At 41.7% G+C, this 23,263-nt stretch carries 21 protein-coding genes, 1 pseudogene and 1 riboswitch; of the genes and pseudogenes, 5 read left to right on the plus strand and 17 right to left on the minus strand.

Annotation, left to right across the window (positions count from 1 at the left end; all coding sequences use genetic code 11):
- Window positions 1-161 precede the first annotated feature (161 nt).
- Both MUN89_RS16830 and MUN89_RS16835 read left to right on the plus strand, forming a co-directional pair.
- Window positions 162-944: a class I SAM-dependent methyltransferase gene (locus tag MUN89_RS16830; protein ID WP_244708920.1), complete on the plus strand. Its 783-nt coding sequence runs from the start codon at window positions 162-164 to the stop codon at window positions 942-944.
- Window positions 941-1,918, plus strand: a complete 978-nt coding sequence (locus MUN89_RS16835; protein ID WP_244708921.1) for a S66 family peptidase — start codon at window positions 941-943, stop codon at window positions 1,916-1,918. Before MUN89_RS16830 ends, MUN89_RS16835 begins: the two co-directional genes overlap by 4 nt.
- Before the next feature lie 73 nt (window positions 1,919-1,991).
- Here MUN89_RS16835 and MUN89_RS16840 read toward each other — a convergent pair whose 3' ends face one another.
- The gene (locus MUN89_RS16840) at window positions 1,992-2,744 is read right to left on the minus strand and encodes a (S)-benzoin forming benzil reductase (RefSeq protein ID WP_244708922.1); all 753 of its coding nucleotides are present in this window, start codon (window positions 2,742-2,744) and stop codon (window positions 1,992-1,994) included.
- A 143-nt stretch (window positions 2,745-2,887) separates the two neighbouring features.
- Between MUN89_RS16840 and MUN89_RS16845 the strand changes: the two genes are divergently transcribed.
- Entirely contained in the window at window positions 2,888-3,520 is a 633-nt protein-coding gene (locus MUN89_RS16845) for a YczE/YyaS/YitT family protein (protein WP_244708923.1), read from the plus strand.
- A gap of 45 nt (window positions 3,521-3,565) precedes the next feature.
- Here the strand turns inward: MUN89_RS16845 and MUN89_RS16850 are convergent, their stop codons facing one another.
- The 4 genes from MUN89_RS16850 to pyrH form a co-directional block, all read right to left on the minus strand.
- Window positions 3,566-4,015, minus strand: coding sequence for a hypothetical protein (locus tag MUN89_RS16850; RefSeq protein ID WP_244708924.1), 450 nt, complete (start codon window positions 4,013-4,015; stop codon window positions 3,566-3,568).
- Between the two features lie 56 nt (window positions 4,016-4,071).
- Window positions 4,072-4,449 (minus strand): ASCH domain-containing protein, encoded by a 378-nt coding sequence (locus MUN89_RS16855; protein ID WP_244708925.1) that lies wholly within the window; start codon window positions 4,447-4,449, stop codon window positions 4,072-4,074.
- A 24-nt stretch (window positions 4,450-4,473) separates the two neighbouring features.
- Window positions 4,474-5,358 carry a D-amino-acid transaminase gene (gene dat / locus MUN89_RS16860; protein ID WP_244708926.1) on the minus strand — a complete coding sequence of 295 codons (885 nt, stop codon included), beginning with the start codon at window positions 5,356-5,358 and terminating at the stop codon, window positions 4,474-4,476.
- 105 nt (window positions 5,359-5,463) lie between these two features.
- Complete coding sequence (gene pyrH / locus MUN89_RS16865) at window positions 5,464-6,204, minus strand: UMP kinase (RefSeq protein WP_244708927.1); 741 nt, start codon at window positions 6,202-6,204, stop codon at window positions 5,464-5,466.
- A 310-nt stretch (window positions 6,205-6,514) separates the two neighbouring features.
- Window positions 6,515-6,601: riboswitch (cyclic di-GMP riboswitch) on the plus strand.
- Window positions 6,602-6,679: 78 nt separating this feature from the next.
- Between pyrH and MUN89_RS16870 the strand changes: the two genes are divergently transcribed.
- On the plus strand, window positions 6,680-8,326 hold the full coding sequence (locus MUN89_RS16870) for a pyridoxal phosphate-dependent decarboxylase family protein (RefSeq protein ID WP_244708928.1): 1,647 nt from the start codon (window positions 6,680-6,682) through the stop codon (window positions 8,324-8,326).
- A 50-nt stretch (window positions 8,327-8,376) separates the two neighbouring features.
- On the plus strand, window positions 8,377-10,083 hold the full coding sequence (locus tag MUN89_RS16875; RefSeq protein WP_244708929.1) for a methyl-accepting chemotaxis protein: 1,707 nt from the start codon (window positions 8,377-8,379) through the stop codon (window positions 10,081-10,083).
- A 390-nt stretch (window positions 10,084-10,473) separates the two neighbouring features.
- Here the strand turns inward: MUN89_RS16875 and MUN89_RS16880 are convergent, their stop codons facing one another.
- The 12 genes and pseudogenes from MUN89_RS16880 to MUN89_RS16935 all read right to left on the minus strand — a co-directional run bounded on the left by MUN89_RS16880 (window position 10,474) and on the right by MUN89_RS16935 (window position 23,189).
- Window positions 10,474-11,886, minus strand: a complete 1,413-nt coding sequence (locus MUN89_RS16880; protein ID WP_244708930.1) for a SpoVR family protein — start codon at window positions 11,884-11,886, stop codon at window positions 10,474-10,476.
- A gap of 67 nt (window positions 11,887-11,953) precedes the next feature.
- The gene (locus MUN89_RS16885; RefSeq protein ID WP_244708931.1) at window positions 11,954-12,352 is read right to left on the minus strand and encodes a hypothetical protein; all 399 of its coding nucleotides are present in this window, start codon (window positions 12,350-12,352) and stop codon (window positions 11,954-11,956) included.
- 27 nt (window positions 12,353-12,379) lie between these two features.
- Window positions 12,380-13,462: an SEFIR domain-containing protein gene (locus MUN89_RS16890; RefSeq protein WP_244708932.1), complete on the minus strand. Its 1,083-nt coding sequence runs from the start codon at window positions 13,460-13,462 to the stop codon at window positions 12,380-12,382.
- A 26-nt stretch (window positions 13,463-13,488) separates the two neighbouring features.
- Window positions 13,489-13,695 (minus strand): DUF2197 domain-containing protein, encoded by a 207-nt coding sequence (locus MUN89_RS16895; protein WP_256463999.1) that lies wholly within the window; start codon window positions 13,693-13,695, stop codon window positions 13,489-13,491.
- An 85-nt stretch (window positions 13,696-13,780) separates the two neighbouring features.
- Entirely contained in the window at window positions 13,781-14,914 is a 1,134-nt protein-coding gene (locus MUN89_RS16900) for an amidohydrolase (RefSeq protein ID WP_244708934.1), read from the minus strand.
- Complete coding sequence (locus MUN89_RS16905; protein WP_244708935.1) at window positions 14,915-17,053, minus strand: helix-turn-helix domain-containing protein; 2,139 nt, start codon at window positions 17,051-17,053, stop codon at window positions 14,915-14,917.
- A gap of 50 nt (window positions 17,054-17,103) precedes the next feature.
- Complete coding sequence (locus MUN89_RS16910) at window positions 17,104-17,769, minus strand: DUF1028 domain-containing protein (protein ID WP_244708936.1); 666 nt, start codon at window positions 17,767-17,769, stop codon at window positions 17,104-17,106.
- 5 nt (window positions 17,770-17,774) lie between these two features.
- Window positions 17,775-18,738, minus strand: a pseudogene (locus MUN89_RS16915) (ABC transporter ATP-binding protein).
- Window positions 18,686-19,717: an ABC transporter ATP-binding protein gene (locus tag MUN89_RS16920; RefSeq protein WP_244708937.1), complete on the minus strand. Its 1,032-nt coding sequence runs from the start codon at window positions 19,715-19,717 to the stop codon at window positions 18,686-18,688. The pseudogene MUN89_RS16915 and the gene MUN89_RS16920 overlap by 53 nt, the downstream one beginning before the upstream one ends.
- A gap of 24 nt (window positions 19,718-19,741) precedes the next feature.
- Window positions 19,742-20,581, minus strand: coding sequence for an ABC transporter permease (locus MUN89_RS16925; protein ID WP_244708938.1), 840 nt, complete (start codon window positions 20,579-20,581; stop codon window positions 19,742-19,744).
- 16 nt (window positions 20,582-20,597) lie between these two features.
- Window positions 20,598-21,428, minus strand: a complete 831-nt coding sequence (locus MUN89_RS16930; protein ID WP_244708939.1) for an ABC transporter permease — start codon at window positions 21,426-21,428, stop codon at window positions 20,598-20,600.
- Between the two features lie 186 nt (window positions 21,429-21,614).
- Entirely contained in the window at window positions 21,615-23,189 is a 1,575-nt protein-coding gene (locus MUN89_RS16935; RefSeq protein ID WP_244708940.1) for an ABC transporter substrate-binding protein, read from the minus strand.
- Between the last annotated feature and the right edge of the window lie 74 nt (window positions 23,190-23,263).

Below are 23,263 nucleotides of genomic sequence, written 5' to 3' on the forward strand. Positions count from 1 at the left end.
TACATAAACGTCCTGCTGTCTTTTTTACTGTTTATTTTTCTACGCTTCTTCTAACATGCTCTTCACGTATATAGCCCTGTATTCATCTTGAAAGTTCCATCTCTTCCGCTTATTCAAAGTAACTCCCCACGTGGCATATAAAACAGCTTATAGAAAAAACCATGGGGTTTCTCTACAAGCTGCTCTTCTTTTTATTGTTAAACTATTATATGATGGATTCAAAAACAATTACGATTCTCTTACAAAGAGGAAGAGGAAGAGGAAAACGAAAGAAAAATATTGGAGGTTCTATAAGAATGATTCCAAACGAACTTAAAACTCATCTCGGAATTGCGTATGACCAGCAGGCTGCCCAAAGAGACCGGAGTACCATCCAGCAGTGGAAAATAAGAGAAAGACATTTTTTTCTCCAAAATTTATTAAAAGAAAATAAGAGGACCTTGCTTGAAGTAGGGGCAGGACCGGGCAAGGATAGTCTGTATTTCCAGAAAGCCGGACTGGATGTCTTTGCAACCGATCTATCTCATGAAATGATCAAGCTGTGCAGAAATAAAGGATTAAAATCCGCCCAGATGAGTTTTGATGAGCTCTCGTTTCCCTCTGCCACTTTTGACAGTGTATGGGCACTAAACTGCTTACTGCATGTGCCAAAATCACAGCTCCACTACGTATTGCTCGAAATTAGACGAGTCTTAAAAGAAGAGGGGCTATTTTATATGGGGGTTTATGGAGGAATCGATCACGAAGGCATTTGGGAACAGGATTTTCATGAACCTAAACGCTTTTTTTCCTTTTATACGAACGCACAGATTCTCCAAATCGCAAAATCCTACTTTGAGTTAGTCGACTTTCATGATATCCCTAAAGAAGATATAGGAGATGGCAACCATCACTTTCAAGGGCTGCTTTTAAGAAAGTCTGCGAAGAAAGGAGAAAAAATATGATCCCTGCAAAACTACAGCCCGGCGATGAAGTGAGGATCATTTCCCCGGCAGAAAGCATGGAAATTATTGCTCCTGACCAACAAAAACTGGCCGTAACACGACTGAGAAAGTCAGGCCTTGAGGTATCGTTTAGTAAGCATGTCAGTGATAAAGCACCACTGCTCGCAACGAGTATCGACCATAGGGTGCAGGACATTCACGATGCCTTTCTTGACCCAGCAGTGAAAGCCGTCCTTACCACGATTGGTGGATTTGAAAGTAACCAGCTTCTCCGTTACATAAACTACGATATCATAAGAAAGAATCCAAAGATTTTTTGCGGCTATTCAGATATCACTGTACTTTCCAACGCCTTCTACCAAAAAGCTGGACTTGTCACATACTCCGGCCCGCATTTTTCTACATTTGGGATGGAGAAAGGCCTTGAGTACACGTTAGAGTACTTTGAAAAAGCTTTTTTTACTGACGACTCATATACCATTCCACAGGCGGAAACATGGAGCGATGATTCATGGTTTATCGACCAGGAAAAGCGTACCTTTCATAAAAATCACGGGTATAAAGTAATCAATGAAGGAAAAACCACAGGCAGGACAATAGGCGGAAACCTCTGCTCCCTTAATCTCCTGCAGGGAACTGAATACATGCCCTCCTTAAAGGAGGCAGTGGTATTCGTAGAAGATGATTACATGTCCATCCCGGAAACGTTTGATCGAGATCTTCAATCCCTTATCCATCAACCATCCTTTCAGGAAGCCAAAGGATTAGTAGTAGGGAGATTTCAAGAAAAGTCCGGCATGACTATGGAACTGCTGGAAGAAATTATTCGTACCAAAAAAGAGCTTGATCACCTTCCAGTCATCGTAAATGCAAGCTTTGGGCATACGACACCTCAGTTTACCTTTCCAATTGGAGGAAGAGTGACATTAGAGGCAGATCGTGAAGGAGCTTTTATTAAGATCATTGAACATTAAGTGCAACGTGCCCGAACGTGTTCTCAACAGTTCGGGCACGCTCAATCCTCACCTTTTAAACTCTTATTTATGCTTAGATTAGATCATACAGCCTGTATACTTTTCCATTTTTTATCGACTTAGGATCATTGACGAGATCAATGAATACAGCCGCTACCGTATCTGGAGAGCGCAGCTTCCCTTCTTCCTTCAACTGTCTAAAATCTTCCACATCCTGAAAGGCTTCTTTAGAACTGGCACGAATTTCGCTTTGCATATCTGTATCCACCACTCCGGGGCTGAACGCAAAAATAATATGGTCATCGTCTCGCTGCTCCATTGCCGCTGTCTCAGTAAATTTGTTAATCGCTGCCTTCCCGCTGCTATATACACTCCAGCCATGGACAGATTTTTCCGCTGCCCCCGAAGTAATGTTAATCAGCATAGAGGAAATTCCGTGTTGATTTGCCTCATAAAGGCAGCGATTAAATAAAAGCATAGGAACTGCCACATTAATTTGTAAATGCTTCAAGAGTTTATCCGGCTGAAGACGCCCCACTTTCTCAACTGGTTCAATGACTCCTGCGTTATTGATCAAATAAACATAATGGGTTTGCTCATGAAATACGTGTTTTACTACTTGCTCTAAGCAGTTTTCTACCAGGTTCTGCTCACTTAAATCACAACTGAAGTGCTTGTATTCTACGTTTTGGGCTGCAGCTAATTGTTCAAGTTCTTGATTTTTTGTTCGCGAAATCCCGACTATATTGACATTTTTCTCAATAAACTTCTTGGCAAAAGCTTCGCCTATTCCTCTTGAATCTCCTGTAACAATGGCATAGTGCATTTAATTGACCTCCTTAATTTTTCTATACTACATGTTCCCTGTCCACGCTTCAAAAAACTTGGATACTTTAAATATCTTTACATCTTTTTGCCCAACATATATGATAAGTAAAGCAGAATTCTGAGCGACCGAAGGAGACTACCATGAAATATGTATACTTATTTCTAATCTATCTCGCCGGCCTGACTGTTTCAAGCTTAGGTCTTGCGCTGATTATACGTTCTGGTCTGGGCGTAGGTCCTGGCGACAGCGTAGCTGTTGGTGTATCCATGCACTTTCCAATTACTGTGGGAAATGTAATGATCATAGCCTTCGTCATCCTGCTTGGCATCAATACGTGGCTTGAACGTAAACGGCCGCAGTTTGAGTCGCTCATTCCAATAATTATTCGCGGCAGAACCGTGGATTTTTTCTTATATGGTTTACTGGAAAATGCCAGTTATGAAGTTTGGTGGTCCCAGTGGGGAATTTTTTCGCTTGGTCTGGTGGCTACAGCCGTCGGAGTTGCCGTTTATTTAAGGACGCCCTTTCCCCGGATCCCCCTCGATCATTTTATGATGATCGTAAACGAAAAAACGAACCAGTCAAAAAGCTCAGTCCGTATTTTTGCTGAATCAGGAATGGCCCTTATCGGTTATTTATTAGGTGCTCCTGTCGGCTTAGGAACGCTCATTGTGGCCCTTCTTCTCGGCCCCATTATCCAGTTTTCCTACCAATGGTCGCGGCCTATTGCTAAACTCTGGGCCTCTCCGGAGCATGTTAGAGAAAGTTCTTAACAAACTATAAAAGTGTGCTGCAGGAAAGATCCTCAGCACACTTTTTTATTCTCTGTTTAAAGTTAAATTCGTAACCCCTTTTTCCTCAAGCTCTCTTCCAATTCGTTCTTCCAGCTCCAGCTGGGTTTTCATCATTTCTTCACTTAATTCACCTGAGGTTACAGAAGCACCGTATTTATCAATCATTTCTTTCTCTGTCAGTTTTTCAACAAGTTTATCCCAAAAGCTGAATTCATCATATTCTTCGACATATTGATCAAGAAGTGACGATTCGAAATCGATATCTAAGTCGTATACGCCGAGTTCTTCCTGATGGATAATTTTATCTTCAAGTCCTGCTTCCTTATATTTAGATAGAATAATCTCCCGGATCTCCTCTACATCTTCGTCTAAATCATCGAGACGGATAGAATTAACTACCCAGCTTCCTAGAAAAATGGTTTCCACTAACTTTTCATATTGATCCCGGCTGAATTCTATTTTTATTTTATCCATAAATAGTCTCCTTTCTGAATGTTCCTCCCTGTAATAGGGAGGAACTGTTGTCTTTATTATGATGAAAAAATCGTTCGTAAAGGGAAAAAACGGCTGCTCAAGCTGATCTGAATAGCAAGAGCTCCCCATTTATTCTCCTGTTCTTTCGTATAGATTTGATACGTACTGTTTAACAGCTCTTCGTGACTGCAATTTTCTTTCGCAAGATCTTCTTTAGGGATCGTTTTAAATAATTGATCAAAACTGACAAACGTTCTGAGGTCCAAAATATCGACCAACAGCGTTTCCCTTTTGTCCGGGAGACAGGTAAATTCAATTTGATCGCCTTTTCTTAACCGCTTCCGCTTCGTATCATTTAAGCGAATTTCGTAGAGTTTGTCTCCCTGTCTAATTAACTGAAACGGGTTTTCGTTTAACCCCATAAAGTGAATCATGCTGCTCCCCCCTTACTCGTTTCATTATGCTGTTGTCTCTTTAAAAATAGAACGTGACCCTGCAAGACCGGCGTCTTTCTCATAAGTCCGTTGTAAATTACGAGTAAGCGGGCCGGGTTTTCCTTCCCCAATCACCAGGTCATCCACCTTAGTGACGGGCATCACTTCTGCTGTACTGCTGGTCAGAAAGAGTTCCTCAGCATACTGCAGATCTTCTAATCGAAAGGCTTCTTCAATAAAGGGGATTTCCTCATCTTCACAAAACTTATGAACACGTGAACGCACGCACCCATGAAGAATATTCTTCTTTGCAGGATGGGTGTACACTTTCCCTTCACGAACTAAGTAAATATTTGAAGAGCTGCACTCAGTAACTTCGCCGTCCTTATGCAGGATGGCTTCAAAACTTCCCTTTTCTTCTGCTTCCTGTTTGGCTATTACGTTGGGCAGCAAATTTAAACTCTTAATGTAACACCATTCCCAGCGTACATCTGGATAGGAAATGGCCGATATGCCTTCTTTCATCAATTTTGTTTTTCTTGGTAGATCCTGCACATACGCATATAAGTTAGCCGTGGTATCAATTGGAAAAGCATGCTCCCGTGGTGCAGAGCCTCTAGTGATCTGCATGTATACTTTGGCATTGGTTTCTACTTTATTTTTTGTTAATAGATCACTTAGCCGTTGATACATTTCCTGTTTTTCTAATGGAATCTGCAATTTCACAGCCTCTGCAGATCGGTATAAGCGCTCCACATGTTCGTCGATCAAGTAATACTCTCCGTCATAAACACGGATGACTTCATAAATGCCGTCTCCAAATTGCAGTCCTCTTTCTTCAAAGGGATACTTAAGCTCATTTTTATTAACAAATTCTTGTTCAGTCAAAACATAATCATAAACACTCATGGTAAAGCCTCCTTTAATCATCTACCATAGTCAACGATTAGTTTACCAAAAATAACCTAGGTTTGTGTGCAATTTGCTAAATGTTCTGAATATAAAACAAAAGGCCTATTCATCTTCAAAAAATGTTGATGCCTTTCGGCTGACTAACGTCCCTAAATTATGTCCATTACACAATTCCTTCATTACTCCGGGTTGGTCGAAATTAAAGATATGGACGGGTTTATTATGGTCACGTGCAAGCAGCAATGCAGATTGGTCCATGACTTGAATGTTTTTCAAAAGAATATCATCATAATTCAGCGTTCTGTACAAGCGTGCATTTTTTTCTTTTAAAGGGTCAGCAGAATAAACACCATTGATTCCTTGTTTAGCTGCCAAAATGGCATCACATTCCAATTCAACGGCACGCTGAACTGCCGGATAATCTGTTGTCACAAGCGGCTGGCCATTGCCTCCAGCAAGAATGATTACGTAACCTTTCCTCAAATGATGCATTGCTTTCAAACGAATGTACGGCTCGGCAACAGAGGGCATCGGAATGGAAGTCATCACTCTCACTTCCTGAGCAGTCTTATTCCTCAAAACTCCTCTCATCATTAAACTGTTAATAACCGTACCGACAGTCCCTATGTTATCTGCTTCTACTCGATCAATCCCCCAGGTTTCTGCCGTCCTCCCGCGAAAAATGTTGCCTCCTCCTACGACTATGGCAACCTCAACACCTGATTCGACAAGTGAAATGACTTCATTGGAAATATGATCTAGACAGGTGTGGTCAAAGTTCTCCATTCCTTGGCCGCTTAATGCCCCTCCACTGATTTTTAACAATATTCTTTTATACCTCATGCTGCCCTCCTCTGAAGAGATAAAAAACAAGCATAGACATCCCGGTCCATGCTTGCCTAATTAAAACGGGAAATGGATTGGCTGACAACAGCGATTAAACTCCTAATTACTGAACGACTCATTATTTCCCGCCTCCTTTATTATCCCATCAAACTACGTTTATTTTACCATAGGCCTATTAAGTTGTAACCTTGCTTTTTCCGCTAAATATAGTCAACGTTTTTCTTAATTCTTTGTTAAGGGTTTTATGAAAGTAAATAAATCAAATTGACAACTCGCCGAATAAGTGATACTTTTTTCATGGTAAAAAAAGAATAGTTGGCAAACTTATTGAAAGATAAGGACGCAAAGCTCCAGGTCTAAAACGGAATCCCGTCACGATGGCTGAGCTGCACCAGGCACTATTCGTACAACGTATCCTTTCTTTGCAAGGATACTTTTTTATGTATACAAACGATAAGGGAGAAATGAAACTATGGAATTAAAGAAAATCCAAGCCTTATTTCCTAGCGAAGACGGTAATAAGCATGATCGGGACGTTTTCGTTGGTATGATCTCTCAACTTCTCGAGGAATTAGATAGTAAAAAAAATGCTGAACAGTCGATTTTAGGAAAATCGAAGGACCGCTCTGGAGATTATTATCAACAAATTGTAAAAACTGCCGATATACCTCAAAGAGGAAAAAGTTTTGAAGAGGTCTTATCGGAATTATCTAATCTTATGGAAGGCCACCCTTATCATACGAAAAACTTTCTTACTAACGTCCTTCCAATGGCAAGTATTCCGGGACTGATCGGTCAATTCACCGCCTCACTTTTGAACGGCAATAACCTTTGGGATGTTTACGGCCCTGCAGGAGCTGAAGCAGAAACGAAGGTCATTTCTATTATGTCCAGGCTTGCCGGCTATGAACCGGAACAAAGCTGGGGATATACAACTTGGGGTGGCCAGGGGGCGGTTTTTACTGGTCTGCGCATTGCCATCACTAAGCAAGTGGAGGATGCACTTTATGAAGGTGTGCCTAATAACCTGTACTGCTTTTCTTCTGAACAGGCCCACTACAGTCTTATTAAATCAGCAGAAGCTACAGGGCTTGGCAGAAATAAAGTGATTAAAGTCCGGACCAAGCAAGATCATTCATTGGATGAAAATGACCTGTATTTAAAAATGAAAACAGTGATTGAACGCGGTGGTATTCCTGTATATGTAGTAGGAACAACCGGAACTACGGATAACTTTGGCATTGACAATCTTAAAGCCATTAAAGAAACCGTCGAGCAAGTTCGCATCGAGCATCAGCTCCCACCAATACATATTCATGCTGATTCTGCTTTGGGAGGCTTTTATTGTTTATTTAATTCCTATGACTTTGAGTCTAACCCGCTCGATTTTGAACCAGCTGTTCTACAAGGCCTAAAACAAATCACTGAAAGGATGCAGTACCTGCATTTAGCAGACAGCCTCTGTTTCGATTTCCAAAAATTAGGTCAGACCCCCTATGTAACCAGCCTTTTCTTAGTGAAGCAGAAACAGGATTTAGATAAAATCGACCTCGATGCCAAAGAATCTCCTTATGTAGGAGACCGTGCTTACGGAAGCTATCACACAAGCTATACGTTGGAATGTTCTAGAATGGCAAGCTCCATTTCAATTCTTACTGCCCTTAATATGTTTGGTGTCGAAGGATATCAACAGCTGCTTGCCAACTACGTACGGGTGAATTTGGCTTTCAGAACGAAATTACAAAAGCAGCTGCCTTCCATTGCGGTGACTAATCCGAACAACCCAGGACCGCTGACGGCCTTCCGCCTATATACCGGTAAACCTAAATGGGAGGAAGAACAGCAAGGGCAGTCTACTCTCAGGGAAATTCAAGAGGTCAATAAGTTGAACGAGTCTTTATTTGAGGCTCTCGGAAAAAGAAAAGATGAGATCTTTCTTGGAGATACGAAAAAGTTCGATATGGTTGCCGCTAAAGATCATCCGGTAGAAGTACCCATCTATGTTTCTAAACTATTTTGCATTTCCCCTTATACAGAAGTGGCCCATTTAGACAATGTCGTTGCTTTCATTGAATCGACCATCCAGGAAGTAATAAAGGAGAGCGAATTATACTTATGAAAAAGAAGTCGTCCTTATTTAAAAAAATAGCTTTAAGAATAGTACTCCCTATGCTTGTATTCGCTGCGTTATTCAGCAGTGCAATTTACCTGTTTTCAGGTTATATCGTGAAAGAATACCTTCAGCCAAGTTTTGAAGATTCCTTGAAAATTCAAATGCAGGATTTCACGCACGGGATAGATAAAGAGATGATCACTAAAGCCTATAACGGAGATTCTCAAGCACTGAGCAGTTTACAGCAGTACTTAAATCAATATAAAAAAGAAAATGACGTCGCCAATGCTTACATTTTAGGAAAGAAACAGGATCAAACCTTTATTGTAGCCATTAGTGACATGGAAGACACAATGGTGGATTACGATTTTGTACCGGAAATGACAGCCGCTATCGGCGGAGAGAGTGCGTTGAGTGATATTTACAGTGATGAATACGGGACGTACAAATCTTACTTTGCACCCATTGATGGCGTAAATGCGATTTTTGGGCTTGATAAAGATGCTGGTTTTATCAATCAGCTGAAAAATTACAACCTCATCCTGACGCTTATCTTGGGAGGATTAATGCTTCTTGCCGGGATAGCCATGGCGTGGATTATTTCAAAAATGATTTCAAAGCCTATCAAAACTATATCAGCCCATGCGGAAGTAGTCGCTGCCGGCAACCTCTCAGTTGCAGAGCTTAATCAGAACAGAAATGACGAATTAGGGGACTTGGCTGCTCACTTCAACCAAATGGTTGCTGATTTAAGGACCATGATTCTAGAGGTAGGCAGCCAGTCAGATCACGTCGCTTCTACTTCTGAGGAACTTTCTGCAAGCGCAGAAGAAACGAGCCAGTCAATAAGTGAAGCGAGCCATATGGTCCAGCAGATCTCTATGGCTTCCAGTGACCAGCAGCAGCGCTTAGTTGAATTAGAGGATAGTTCTGAACTTCTTTCAACACACATGCAGGAACTTACGAAAGAGACAGCAGCAACTTCCCAATTGTCAGAAGACGCAGCTGATGTGGCAAATCAAGGAACGGACTCTATTCGTACGGCAATCGACCAGATGACGATTATCGATGAAAATGTAAGTAAATCTGCAGATGTAGTAGCAAAGCTTCATACTGAGTCGAAAGAAATTGCGGATATCGTTATGACGATTTCAGCTATTGCAGAGCAGACGAACTTATTGGCTTTGAATGCATCCATTGAAGCAGCACGAGCCGGCGCGGAAGGACAAGGTTTTGCAGTAGTAGCTGAAGAAGTCAGAAAGCTTGCTGAAGAATCATCTAAAGCCGCCAGTGAAATTCAATCCAAAACGCTTCAGATTCAAAGCCAGGCTGAGAATTCTGTAGAAGTGATGACCGTTGGTTATACAGCTACAAAAAGCGGTTTAACAGCGATAAATGAAGCCAATGATGCGTTTACAAACATTTTAAGCACCACAGAGCAGTCACGTGAAAAACTGGCTTCTATACAGGAACCGCTTGAGGAAATGAATAAAAAAATTCAAACGAATGCATCTACTATTAAAGAGGTTACCGCTACAACGAACGAAATGTTCGAGAGAATTAAAGGAATTTCTGAGACCAGTGAAGAACAAACGGCGGTAGTTCAAGAAATAGCCTCTGCCTCAGAAACTCTATCTTCTATGGCAGAAGATCTTCAGTTGACTATTCAGAAGTTTAATACGGATCAAGTTAATCCCGAGGTTCTTCAAATATCCGAAGCAGACAGAAAATCACGAGAGATAGACCAGAAGCAAGCCATATAATCATAACTGTTAAATACGGGCGAAAGGAACCCTCTACTTGTTCGAGGGGAAGGACATTAGGAAATAGATGGAGTTCAATACCTGCTTGGTAAAATACAAAAGCACAAATTGTGATCATAGAAGCACCAATTAAGCTTCCCCATTTTTTCATAGTCTTCTCCTCCTTTCATTTACATGGACGAATAAGGAATCAAAAAAGTTTCAATATTTTGGAAGCCCGTCTGAAATTGTGAAGAAAAGCGGTCTGTATGGAAATTAAATTCCACGCAGACCGCTTTTTTTAATTCTATCTATTAAAGAGCTTTAGTTTTTCAGTGACATCACAGGAAAACCCTCGTGTTTCCTGGCAAGTTGAAGCTGTCGAGATCAGGTGCTCGACAGCTTTTTTTATTAGATATACTTTTTCTGAACCTTTTGGCCGCCGTAATTGAAAACCACATTTCGTTCTTCCACTACGGTTTCAATATGAACAGGACGTCCCCATAACTGATAAAGATAAGGAAGAGTTTTTTCCAAATAACCGAGATCAAGCTCCACTTCTTCAAAGTGGTGCTTTAAATATAACTCCCCACTCTTCATATAATCTCCATCCTGGACGGTAATGTAAGGAAAGCCTCCGTTTACGCGCATCGTTACAAGCTGGTCTCTTACCGCTTCGTGATCTTTATCGGTAATCTTGTATTTTTGTCCTTGCTTTTGGAAAAGGTATAAGTCTTCTCTCCGCACTAATTCCTTCGTTAAATAATTGCGGATAAAGCTTTGATCCGATTCAATCTCCCTGACTTCAAATATTTTTTCCCGTCCTGAATTAGGTTCCACGCCGTGCTTTTTCATTTCATCGGTTGGATTATCATAACGTTCTTCAATGTCTTCAAAAATTTTCAAGCCTAAGTAATAAGGATTCAACTGAGTTTTAGAAGGCTGCACTACGCTTGCATTGAGTTTGGCAAAATCTACAACCTCATCACTAGTCAGGTCCATTTCCCTTAATATTCTTGCATGCCAGTAGGATGCCCATCCTTCGTTCATTATTTTGGTTTCCAGCTGCGGCCAGAAATAAAGCATCTCTTCGCGCATCATTGTTAAAATATCCCTTTGCCAGTCTTCAAGCTCCCTGCTGTGCTGTTCGATAAATAATAAAAGATCTTTTTCCGGTCTTGGAGGAAATTTTCTTTTTTTCTTCTTCTTCGGCTTTCCTGTGTCTTCTTCTCCAATTTTCCAAATATCATCATATGGAGTGGACAATGGTTTATCTCCACTTTCTTCATAAGCATCGGCGATCGTCCAGGAAAGCTTCGGACGGACCAGTGATGGATCAATGTGTTCCTGAACCGACAGGACCGCGTCAAGAAATGATTCTACTTCTTCTTTTCCGTGTATTTTTTCATAGCTCGCGATTCGTTCCGCGGTTGCAGCCATGCTTTCAACCATATCCCGTTTAGTATTTTGGAATCTGGCATTGTTCTTAAAAAAGTCACAGTGGGCAAGGACGTGAGCGACAATCAACTTATTCTGAATGAGACTATTGGAATTCAACAAAAAGGCGTAGCAGGGATTTGAGTTAATTACTAATTCATAGATTTTGCTCAATCCAAGATCATACTGCAGCTTCATCTTGTAATACTGCTTCCCAAAGCTCCAGTGAGAAAACCGCGTTGGCATACCATAAGCACCAAATGTATAGATAATATCGTCAGGACATACTTCATATCTCATCGGATAAAAATCAAGCCCGAAGCCCTTTGCAATTTCCGTAATCTCACGGATTGCTGTCTCAAGTTTTTTATGGTCATCTGGTTTCAAGGTGGCCCCTCCTTCAAGTTCACTTATCTTACTATATGAAGAGACCGATAGGAACATGAAAGCTTAACTATGGAAGAAATAACATGGCGAGAACGATAAGTATCGTAATAGGCAGATAAAAGACAAGTATCGTTTTCGATAAAAAAACTACGAAAAGTTTTGACGACTCCACCGGAAGCTGATCGAGATTCATATTGTAATCAATATCCTTGTCATCTTTTTTTCTTACATAATCATATAAGTGGATATACATTCTTTCCTGACGAAGATAATAGGCATCGAGCACCCAGAAGATCAAGATTGGCACGTAAGCAAAGAGGAGAAATTCCTCCCGTGCTCCTTGTCCGGACAAAGCAAACAAAGCGGCAACGAGAGTGATTGCCCAGCCTTTTAACAAGAAAGAATTCTGTCCCATTCTGGAAATAATCCCTTGAATCATTTGCAAGTGATTCACTTTATGGTCCATACCCTCACTCCTTTGCTTGACGTTAATTCAACTTTGCAGATCACGATATTGCGGAAGAACGACTGCATCTAAATCATTTCTTGATTGAATGTCGGAGACTGTCCTTAATTCAAGTTCTTTCTTTAAAATAGCTAAATGGTGGAGCATCGTGACTTCTTGTTCGTTAATGATACCGGGCAGTAGTAAATACGAACCGAATTTTCGATAGCTTTCTTTAAAACAGTTAAGATGATTGGAGCCTTTCTCAGGCTTCATCCTGTTAAAGCGTGTCATAACCATCAGCAAATCGCGGCTGGCTTCATATTCATTCTTAGAGGCATGCTGGAGGATGTGATGAACATTGGCCGAAATATGGACCGTGTATCCCTCCCCTTCTCTTGGAATATTGCCTTCAATAATGGAGATTCTCAGCTCATTGTGGCGGTCAAAATCCCCTAGACGATCCTGCCATCCACTGAATATATCGATGGCTGCCGCTTCATTTTCAAACAACAGTGCAAGCCCGGGCGGCTCTTTCATCACCGTATTGTGTGTAAAGGCGGTTCCTTTCCAGATGGCTTTGTTCCAAAGTTCTATATCAATGAATCCTGCAATAAATAGTGATTTTCTTTGTTTTTCAGGCAGTGGCCGCAAACGACCCAGTTCCGGTTTAACCGTTTGAGGCTGACTTCTTAACAGCCAGTACAACTGATCATACTCTTCTTCAGATGTAAGTACATAATGAGAATACGAACGTATGGGAGCAGGGATATATTCAAGATCTTTTTCTTCAAATACGACGGGGATGAATTTAGCAGATTTCGTCCCTGACTGATAGAGGTGCTGATAGATTAAATGACCCTCCCAGCGGACTCCGAGTCCCCTCCCCTCTTCTTCTATTCCCATAACTCTTTTATAGTAGAGTTCTGTACAAATGAGAAGACAGAAGTCCGAATCTGTTATATTTCGGTCCATCCAACGTGTCCATCCCTCTTTTGGAAAGGCTTCATATTGATCGAGGATCGTATCAATACCTTCCATCCTTAGTCGATTAGAAAATTGCAGCACTTTATCCGCATGTGCTTTTGAATCCTGACTGTAGCTTATAAATACTTTGGGATGCTTTCGCATACCCTCACCTCCATTCAAAAAGCTGTTCAGGACTTTCGCTTCTCAAGAATCTCCGTGTATGGATCGAGATCTGATGCAGAGGTTCCAGTAGTCGTATTCGCACTTTGCTGGATGGAAGTATTGCAATTTGTACATACGTAAAGCTTTGTTTTCCCCTGCTTCAATTTGGTGTACTGGCTGTCAGTACGATCAATCTCGTATGTTTTACGGCAAGTCATACAGGTCGCTTTCATCCTTCCACCTCTTCCATATTTTTCTTTAATTATACCAAAAAAGCAGAAAATGCGAACGCACTTTCTGCTTTTATTATAACGAACACTACTTTTGGTATGTGATGTTGCCTTCGACCATTGTGACTAATGGCTGACCGTGATCTGTAATCGGGTTTTTATCCCAAAGTGTCAAATCGGCATCCTTCCCCGTTTCTATACTCCCTGTGCGGTGTTGAATACAGAGGTTCTCTGCTGGATGAATCGTTAAGCTTCTCCAGGCTTTTTCTTCCTTTAATCCTGCTTTTACCGCCTGCTGGGCAGATGTAGCAATCTGGCTGATTGGCAGAACTGGATGGTCGGTGATCATCGCGAAACGGATTCCGTTTGCATCAAGCTCAGAATATACATCCCAGGAAAGATGGTTTAATTCCACTTTGCTTCGATTCGATAAAGTCGGTCCTACTGAAAATCGAGCCCTGCTCTCTGCAAGGTGTGAAGCGATAAGGTGACCTTCTGTAACGTGTTCAATAGTTATATCTAAGTCAAATTCATCTGCAATTCTTAATGCCGTCATAATATCATCCGCACGATGAGCATGTACTCTGACAGGAATTTGTTTATCCAGAACTAAGTGATAGGCAGATAATTTTAAGTCATGTGGTTCTCTTTTGCTTCTCAAGGCATTGGCAAATTCTCGGCGAATAATGGCTGCCGTTCCCATTCGAGTTTTTGGAGGACGCCCTTCTTTGCCATGGAATTTTTTGGGGTTTTCTCCCAATGCCATCTTTAATCCCGCCGTTTCTCTCAACGTAATCTCCTGCACTATACCCCCAGGTTTAACTTTTACCACTGCAGTTAATCCTCCAATTACGTTTGCACTTCCCGGCAGGACTTGGACGGTCGTTACGCCGGCTTTTGCAGCGTCAAAGAATCCTTGTTCAAAAGGGTTAATTCCATCAAGTGCCCTTACGTGAGGGGTCACGGGGTCTGACGTTTCATTGAAATCGGCCCCTTCCCAGCCGATCCCTTCTTCATCCACCCCAAGGTGCGTATGAGCATCGATTAATCCAGGTGTTAAAAGGCAGCCTTGTCCATCTATTACATTCGTGCAGGAAGTTAAATCAATCTCCTCCTCCTGGCCGAATGCAACGATCTTTCCATCCCTTATTAAAAGTGCGCCTTGTTGTATATCATCTGACGAAATCGGTTTAATCAATACATTTTTAAAAGCTGTTTCCATTCACTTTCCCTCCTTCAGTTTATTTAAATATTCATAAACCTGGCAGGCAAGCTGAATATTAAACCATTCTTCTGGCTGGTCAAAATGGATATCCAGTATTTCCTGAATTCTGCTGATACGGTAATAAAGTGTATTGGAATGAATATTCAATTTTTTCGTTAGAAGGTTCAGTTCTTTATCAAACTTAACGTAATAGAGCAATGTTTTCATAAAGTCCCTGTTCTTCTCAAGGTCATATCTTAATAAAGGACCTAGAATGTCAGTTAGATACAGCTCAAGCTCTTCTGTGCTATGCTGAAGAAAAAAACGGTAAACCCCCACTTCTACAAAGCTCATGACTTTTTTCTCAGGATGGCTTTCCAGCAGCTGAATGCATTTTTCTGCATCTGCAAATGATTTGTTAAGGTGATGCAGATTTTTATGAACACGGCCGATTCCCATTAATACATGTGTATTTTCTTCTTCCATCCGGCTTACGAGCTGCTTGACTCGTGATCTTGCCTTGTGGTTTTGATCTTTTTCAGGGAAACTCATTAAAGCAAACACATACGTATTTGTTACGATGACAATTCCCGATATCTTTTGCTGCCCCAGCAAGTATTCAATTCGCTTCCGCCATTCCTCTTTATACCTGCGGACATTTTCAGGCATTTGATTAATCGCTGGAGCAGATTGGTCAATTTTACAGAGGAGTACAGCATAGTAATCATTCGGATTCAGACCTAAATTATGAGCTTGATTTTCGATAGTTGGATTGGATTTCCCGGCAAGTACATCTTCCACAAACTCTCCTTTGATCCGGTCTCTCGCTTCTTTAATCGCTTCCTCCTTCGTCCATTCCAAAGCCAAAACTGTCGCTCCGTATTCAAAAAGTACGATATCCGCTTCTAAATACTTTATGGAATCCGACCAGTAGCAAAGAAAGCCTAAGAGAGATTCAGCTCCAACTATAGGAATCACCACTAAGCGCTCTTTGTTGTCAAGCTGAATTTGCTGCCACTTTTTAGTACGCATCACTTTCTTGACACGGGTATGAGTTAAGAATTTTTCCGGCAGCTTTTTATCTTCAGCTCCTGACTCAATAAAATAAGGCTTTAATAATGAATCATAAATAGCAAAAGGGGCGCGGACCATTTTTCGCAGTGTATCAACAATGGCCATTGTCCCGCCGCCGCCAGCTGCGATATTCGTGAGCCGGTGGTGAAAATCCGTCGTTCTTTGCATCGTTTCATGCTCTTTACGTAAAGCAAGGTGTGTTTTTTGAAGTTCTTCCCGCTGTTCTTTTTCCTGCTTATAGAGCTGAGCGTGCGTAATAACAACAGCTACGTGGTCTGCCAAAGCTTCCAACAGAGCCAAATCTTCATGCTTAAAACGTGCTCCCTGTTTAAAGCTGTCAATAGTCAGCACTCCTATTGTCTTGTAATGGACTCTTAGAGGAACAGAAATCATGCTATCCGGGAAGTTCCTGTGGAAGGTTGAATTTATGTAATGCTTATAATTTTCTTTTGTCATGTCAGCCATGGCTGCTTCAATTCTCTTTGCGCCGTGAATCATGACAGACCTTTCCTCTTGAAAGACTCGTCCGCTGACTCCTTCCCCAATTTCCAAACGTGTTTTTCGATAGCTTTGTTCACGAAACCCAACAGCCGACTCAATTAACAGTTTTTCAATTTTTTCGTCATATAGAAATAAAAATCCGGTATCTGCTTCATTAATTGCCTCTACGACTGCTTCAATAATGATGTCCAGAATATGTTCTTCATGCATATGAGAAGCAATCGTATGCGCCACCTTCATTAATAAATCCAGAGATTTATTAGTTGATTCATACTTTCCATATTGGACAAACAGCTGCAGCCATTCTTTATGGAATTTAAAGTAATCCAGCGCTTGATTTTTGGAGTAATTTTCATCACCGATAAGAAAAACGATAAATTCCTCCTGTATAAACGCCTGGCATTCTTTATTCAGCTCCCAGATCTCCTGCTGAGAGCGGTCACATTCTTTTATCCAAGCCTGAATCTCTAAAGAATTAAAAGGCTCGAGAGATCCAGCAACGGCTGAATCATCTCTATTCACTATAATAATATTTCTCTGTTTAAACTGGTCTCTAATTTTATTTAATATCGTCTCTTTCATTAGTACACCTCAGATTCACTATAACCCCAGGTTAAAAAAATGCAACTTTCTCACAGCATCGAGCCCTCTTTTACTGCATTAATCCATTCATAATATCTATCAATTAACACGGGTTTATTCTTTTGATAAACTCTGCGTAATTCTTTTACTGGCTCAGGATGGTCATCGACTCGAAAGTCAACAAAAGGGAAATGATCAACGGCAGCCACTTTGATGACCGCTGATTGTTTGCCCCTGACATCTCCTCCAACATGATCAGCTGCCTCCATAGCAAGAAGCAGACGATCAGCCAGTGCGCCTTTGGATTTTTCAAAGGTTTCAGCCATGACTTCCAATACTTCTGGACCGGTAAGCAAGTTTCCCTGCACCGACCATTGATCTCCGATAATATGGGATTTATAATCATCATTTTCTACTCCGGTATACGCGCTGCAATTTCCATACTGGTCAACGATAGCCACCTGGCGTAGTTCCTTGCCGGGATCATTTAACAGCACATAATTCAGCGTATCATTGGCCGTTCTTCCTTCTTTTAAGCTGTCAAGACCGTCCTGACCAAGTTCAGGGTTCACCCAGCCCTGAGTCACTACTGCACCGACATTCGGTTCAATATGTGGGGAATGTGCTCCCACCCCAGGAAAGCAAGTGGCTACAGCTGCTCCAAAGTAGCCCGTTTGCTTGCACCTTGCAATGATTGAAAATGTATTTAACTTCATCTGCTTCACACCTCATGGCAGGCCGCATAATGACCTGTTTTTATTTCTCTGAATTTTGGCACCTCCACTTTGCACCGTTCTGTCGCAATTGGACATCTTGTATGGAACCTGCATCCTGAAGGGGATTTACAGGGCTTGGTATCTCCCTTCTAATGGGATTTGTTCCCGCTTCGTGTGTAAATCTGGAATAGGAATTGCTGATAATAAAGCTTGTGTATAAGGATGAAGCGGATTCTCATAAAGCTCGTCACTCTCCGCCAGTTCCATCATCTGCCCTAAGTACATCACCCCAACACGATCACTAATGTATTGAACCACACTTAAGTCATGAGCAATAAACAGGTACGTAAAATGATACTTTTCCTGCAGGTCAACGAGCAGATTAATGATTTGAGCCTGGATGGAAACATCCAATGCTGCTACAGGTTCATCAGCAACGATAAACTTCGGTTCTAAAGCAAGCGCTCGTGCGATTCCTATGCGCTGCCGCTGTCCACCTGAAAATTCATGAGGATAACGGTCCCGGTAACTCTCAGGAATCCCTACGTCTTTTAACAGCTTAAGCACCCGCTGTTTCCTCTTATCTTTATCCATACCAATGGTTTGCATCGGTTCTTCAATAATATCTTCTACTTTCATTCTCGGGTTTAAGGAAGCAAATGGATCTTGAAAAATCATTTGAAAATGCCGTCTATTCTGCTTCAATTGCTTTTTGCTCATTTCCATCAGGTCCTGCCCCTCGAAATAAACCTTTCCTTCAGTCGCCTCTAACAGCCGGAGCAATAGTCTCCCGGTAGTAGATTTTCCACAGCCGGACTCCCCTACAATCCCAAGCGTTTCCCCTTTATGAACGGTAAAACTGAGATCATCGACTGCTTTTACGAGCGAGCTTTTAGAAAATATCCCGTTAGATAAATTAAAGTACTTTTTCAGGCCTTCGACTCTCACGAGCTCTTCTGTACTGTTCATACAAATCCTCCTTATCCTCAATCCAGCATGCAGCAGTATGGGATGGTGAACCAGCAGGCTCAAGCTCCGGCTGGTGATTTAAGCATTTCTCCATCACAAATGGACAACGGTCAGCGAACCGGCATCCTTCAGGCAGATCATGAAGATTTGGTGGTTGTCCATCGATCGGCTGCAGTCGATCTCGGCTTCCAGGAACAGGCACTGAGTTCAATAGACCTACCGTATAAGGGTGCCTGGGGCGGTCAAAGATATCCTCTACCGTCCCCTGCTCGACGATTCTGCCTGCATACATAACGGCTACTTTGTCACAAAGCTCAGCCACAACTCCTAAATCGTGAGTAATTAAAATAATGGCTGCTCCAGTTTCATCACGGAGTTTTCTAAAGAGATTTAACACTTGGGCTTGAATCGTGACATCAAGGGCTGTAGTAGGTTCATCTGCAATAATCAGGTCTGGATCACAAGCGAGAGACATAGCAATGACGCCGCGCTGTCTCATTCCCCCGCTGAATTGGTGGGGGTATTGGGTCGCACGCTCTTTAGGAGAAGGGATTCCTACTCTTGTCAACATATCAACAGCTCTATTCCATGCTGTTTTTTTATTGGCCTTTTCGTGAATAACCGGCATTTCTGCGATTTGGGTTCCTACGTTATAAGCAGGATTTAACGAGGTCATTGGATCTTGAAATACCATAGAAATATCCCTGCCTCTGATATTTCTCATCGCAAACTCGGACTTATCCAGCAGGTTTTCCCCGTGATAGAGAACCTCTCCAGAAATATGTTCATTTTTCTTATTTCCAATCAGCCGCATAATCGACTGGGAAGTCACACTCTTTCCACATCCCGACTCCCCTACAATAGCAAGTATTTCTCCTTGTTTCACTTTAAAATCTACGCCGTCCACAGCTTTTACTACACCTTTTTGAGTTTGGAAATGAGTTCGTAAATCATTCACTTCCATGACGTATTCTGCCATACAATCTCTCCTTAGTTACTGGTTTTAAGCAGACTCGTTTTTCAACCGGGGATCAAGAGCATCGCGAAGCCCGTCCCCCATCACATTGAAGCTGAATACGGCTAATGTAATGGCTACCCCCGGAAAGACTGCGATCCACCAGGCTGACTCCATCCAGTCTTTTCCTTCACTTAGCATTATGCCCCACGATGGCGTATCGGGTGAAACACCAAGTCCTAAGAAACTGAGGGCAGCCTCGGCTAATATAGCGAATGCAAAGGATAGAGTGATTTGCACAATAATAGGAGCCATACTGTTAGGAATAATATGTCTCCACATAATTTTTACGTTATTGACACCCATGGACTGGGCAGCTTCAATATAAAGGGAGTTTTTAATAGACAAGACAGCACTTCTTGCGATTCGTGCAAAGATTGGCGTATATACAATTCCAATGGCAATCATTAAATTTGTCAGGCTTGGTCCAAGAATAGCCATGATCACAAGTGCCAGCAGAATATCAGGGAAAGCAAACAAGACATCAGTGAAACGTGAAAGCAAACCATCTACCCACCTGCCGTAATAGCCTGCCACCACTCCAATGATTGTCCCAATAACGAGAGAGATCCCGACAGAAATAATCCCGACTTGCAGAGAAATACGTGTACCAAAAATAATTCTGCTGAGAATATCACGTCCAAATTGGTCCGTACCCAGCCAATGATGAATACTAGGTCCGGACAGCATGATATCCGGACTCATTTGAAATGGGTCATAAGGAGCGATAATAGGAGCTCCTATCGCCATGATGATATAGGAAAGTGTTATTAAAAAACCAACGAGGGCAATCTTATTTTTTCGAAATTGATACCAAACATCTCCCATGTCTTCACTCCCTTTCCTAATACCTGATTTGAGGATTTAAGAATCCGTAAATGACATCAACAATTAAGTTTACAATGACAAAACCGCTCGCAATAAAGAGGATGGTTCCTTGTAAGAGTGCATAATCACGGTTGGTAATAGCTTCAAGGGCCAGCTGCCCTACTCCCGGAAGTCCGAAAATCTGCTCCACAACGACCGAGCCCCCTAATAGATATCCCGTTTGAATCCCCAGGACCGTAACAACAGGAATCAAAGCATTCTTAATTGCATGGCGCCAAATAAGCCTCCTGTTGGAAACCCCTTTGGCCCGTGCCATCTTAATATATTCCTGACCAGTTACTTCAAGCATAGAAGACCTTGTCATCCGCATGGCAACAGCCCCAACAGCGGTCCCTAGAGCGATCGCTGGAAGCAGCATGCTTTGTAAATTGCCTGTAAAACTGGTACTCAAGCCTACAAAACCTCCAGAAGGAAAAATTCCTGCATACAAAGATAAAAAGAGAATCATTAAGGTTCCCAGCCAAAAGTTAGGAATGGAAATACCCAGCATGCCAAAAATGCTTGCACTATAGTCAAAACGGCTGTTTCGTTTCAAAGCAGAAATCGTGCCTAAAGGAATAGCCAGCAGAATAGCAATCAATACGCTTAAAATCGTTAATTCAATCGTTATAGGCAGACGTCCCATAATCGTTTTAAGTACGGGCATGCTCGTAAAATGAGAATAGCCGAAGTCACCTTGAAAAAGATTCCCGAGCCAAATAAAATATTGACTCACTAAAGGCTTATCCAACCCAAGGTTTGCTCTAATAACTTCTGCCTGTGCTTCATTGTAATTAGATCCAAGCATCGCCGTAACGGTATCCCCGGAACAAGCCTGACCATAAAAAACGCAACGACCGAGATGCCAAACAAGACGGGAATAGAAACGGCCAATCTTTTTACTACATACTTAACCACCGAGATCACCTCTCGAAATATAATTAGATACTTAATACAAAACCGACCAGTTACGGTCGGTTTTATATGATTTACTTTATTTCTTTACTTTCGTGTCCTCTAAAGAAATGGTCGTGACCGTAGGGTTCACATCAAAGCCTTCCACTCGATCTCTAATCGCAGAAGTTTGGGAATTTGCGTAAAGAAATACCATCGGTGCATCTTCAGCAATGATTTTTTGAGCTTTGTCATAGATTTCCTTGCGTTTTTCCTTATCTAATTCTTTACGGCCTTGCTCAAGCAGTTTATCTACTTCTTTATTTGAATAGCCCTGCTGGTTGTACATGCCGCCTGTATGGAAGATGTTATACAGGAATTCATCAGGGTCTACAAATCCAACCCACCCGACGACAGTCATATCGAATTCATGTTTACCCAGTGCCTCAAAGAACACACTGCTTTCCTGAGATACAACTTTTACATTGATCCCTACTTCTTTCAGCTGTTGTTTAATAATCTGTGCGGCATCAATTTGGTGTTTATTGGTGCTTACCTTCAGCGTAATATCAAATCCATCTCCATAGCCGGCCTCTTTCAATAAACTCTCCGCCTTGTCTAAGTCACGATCAGGATAAATTTCTTCATCCAAATGAGCCCAGTGTCCTTCTGGAATCGGACCACTCTTAAGGACGTCAGCTTTGCCGAACTTCACGACCTTGTTGATTGCCTCGCGATCAACCGCCCAGGCGACCGCTTGTCTAACTTTCTTTTTAGCCAGCGGACCTTTTTCCGTATTCAGCCCTAAATATTCCCAGTAGGAGCCTGTGACGGATTTAACATTGACGTTCTCCGCCTGCTTTAAGGCTTGGACATTTTTTGGCTGAACTTGAAGGATAATGTCAATTTCACCATTGCGAATAGCCGTTGTACGAGCTGTTTCATCCGGAATTGCACGCCAAATGACTTTATCTAAATAGGGCTTTCCTTCCTTAAAGTAATCGTCGAATTTTTCAAGTACCATCTGCTGGTCTTTCTGCCATTTCACAAGCTTAAACGGTCCGCTTCCAGCATCAGCATTCGATAGATCATTATCATTTTCTTCCACCACTTTTTTGTTGACTACAACATTCATAGGATTTGCCAGAAAGGTTAAAAACGGAGCCACTGGTTGTTTAAGATTAATAACAACTTTTGTCTTGGACGGGGTTTCAATTGACTTAATGGCCTCAAATTGTGCAGCACGCACCTCTTTTTTCTGAATCCTCTCGATCGAATATTTTACATCCTCAGAAGTTAATGGATCCCCGTTATGAAACTTCACTCCATCATGAAGGGTAAATGTATAAACCTTGCCGTCATCTGAAATGTCGTAATCCTTTACTAAATCCCCTTCAATTTCTCCATATGTACCTTTTTTGTAACGAAACAACGTGTTATACATGTTTTCAATATACCTCATCGATGCAGCTCCAGTAACTACATGTGGATCTAAGCTTTGCGCATCTGTGAGGTCTGAAATAGTCAATTCTCCCCCAGACGAAGCTTCCTCCCCTGATCCTTGGTCTTCATTTCCTGAACCTTCTGAACCTCCTTCAGAAGCAGTCGGGTCTGTACAAGCAGCCAGTAAAAGAATAAATGAGCATAGTAAGAAAAATAGCAAACTTTTCTTCAACTGATTTCCTCCTTTGAAGTTTTCAGTTTATTAAAAAAATACTGTAAATTCATTGTACTTCATGTCGTAAGGAG

It is taken from the genome of Halobacillus salinarum, from assembly GCF_022919095.1.
GTDB lineage: Bacteria > Bacillota > Bacilli > Bacillales > Halobacillaceae > Halobacillus_B > Halobacillus_B salinarum.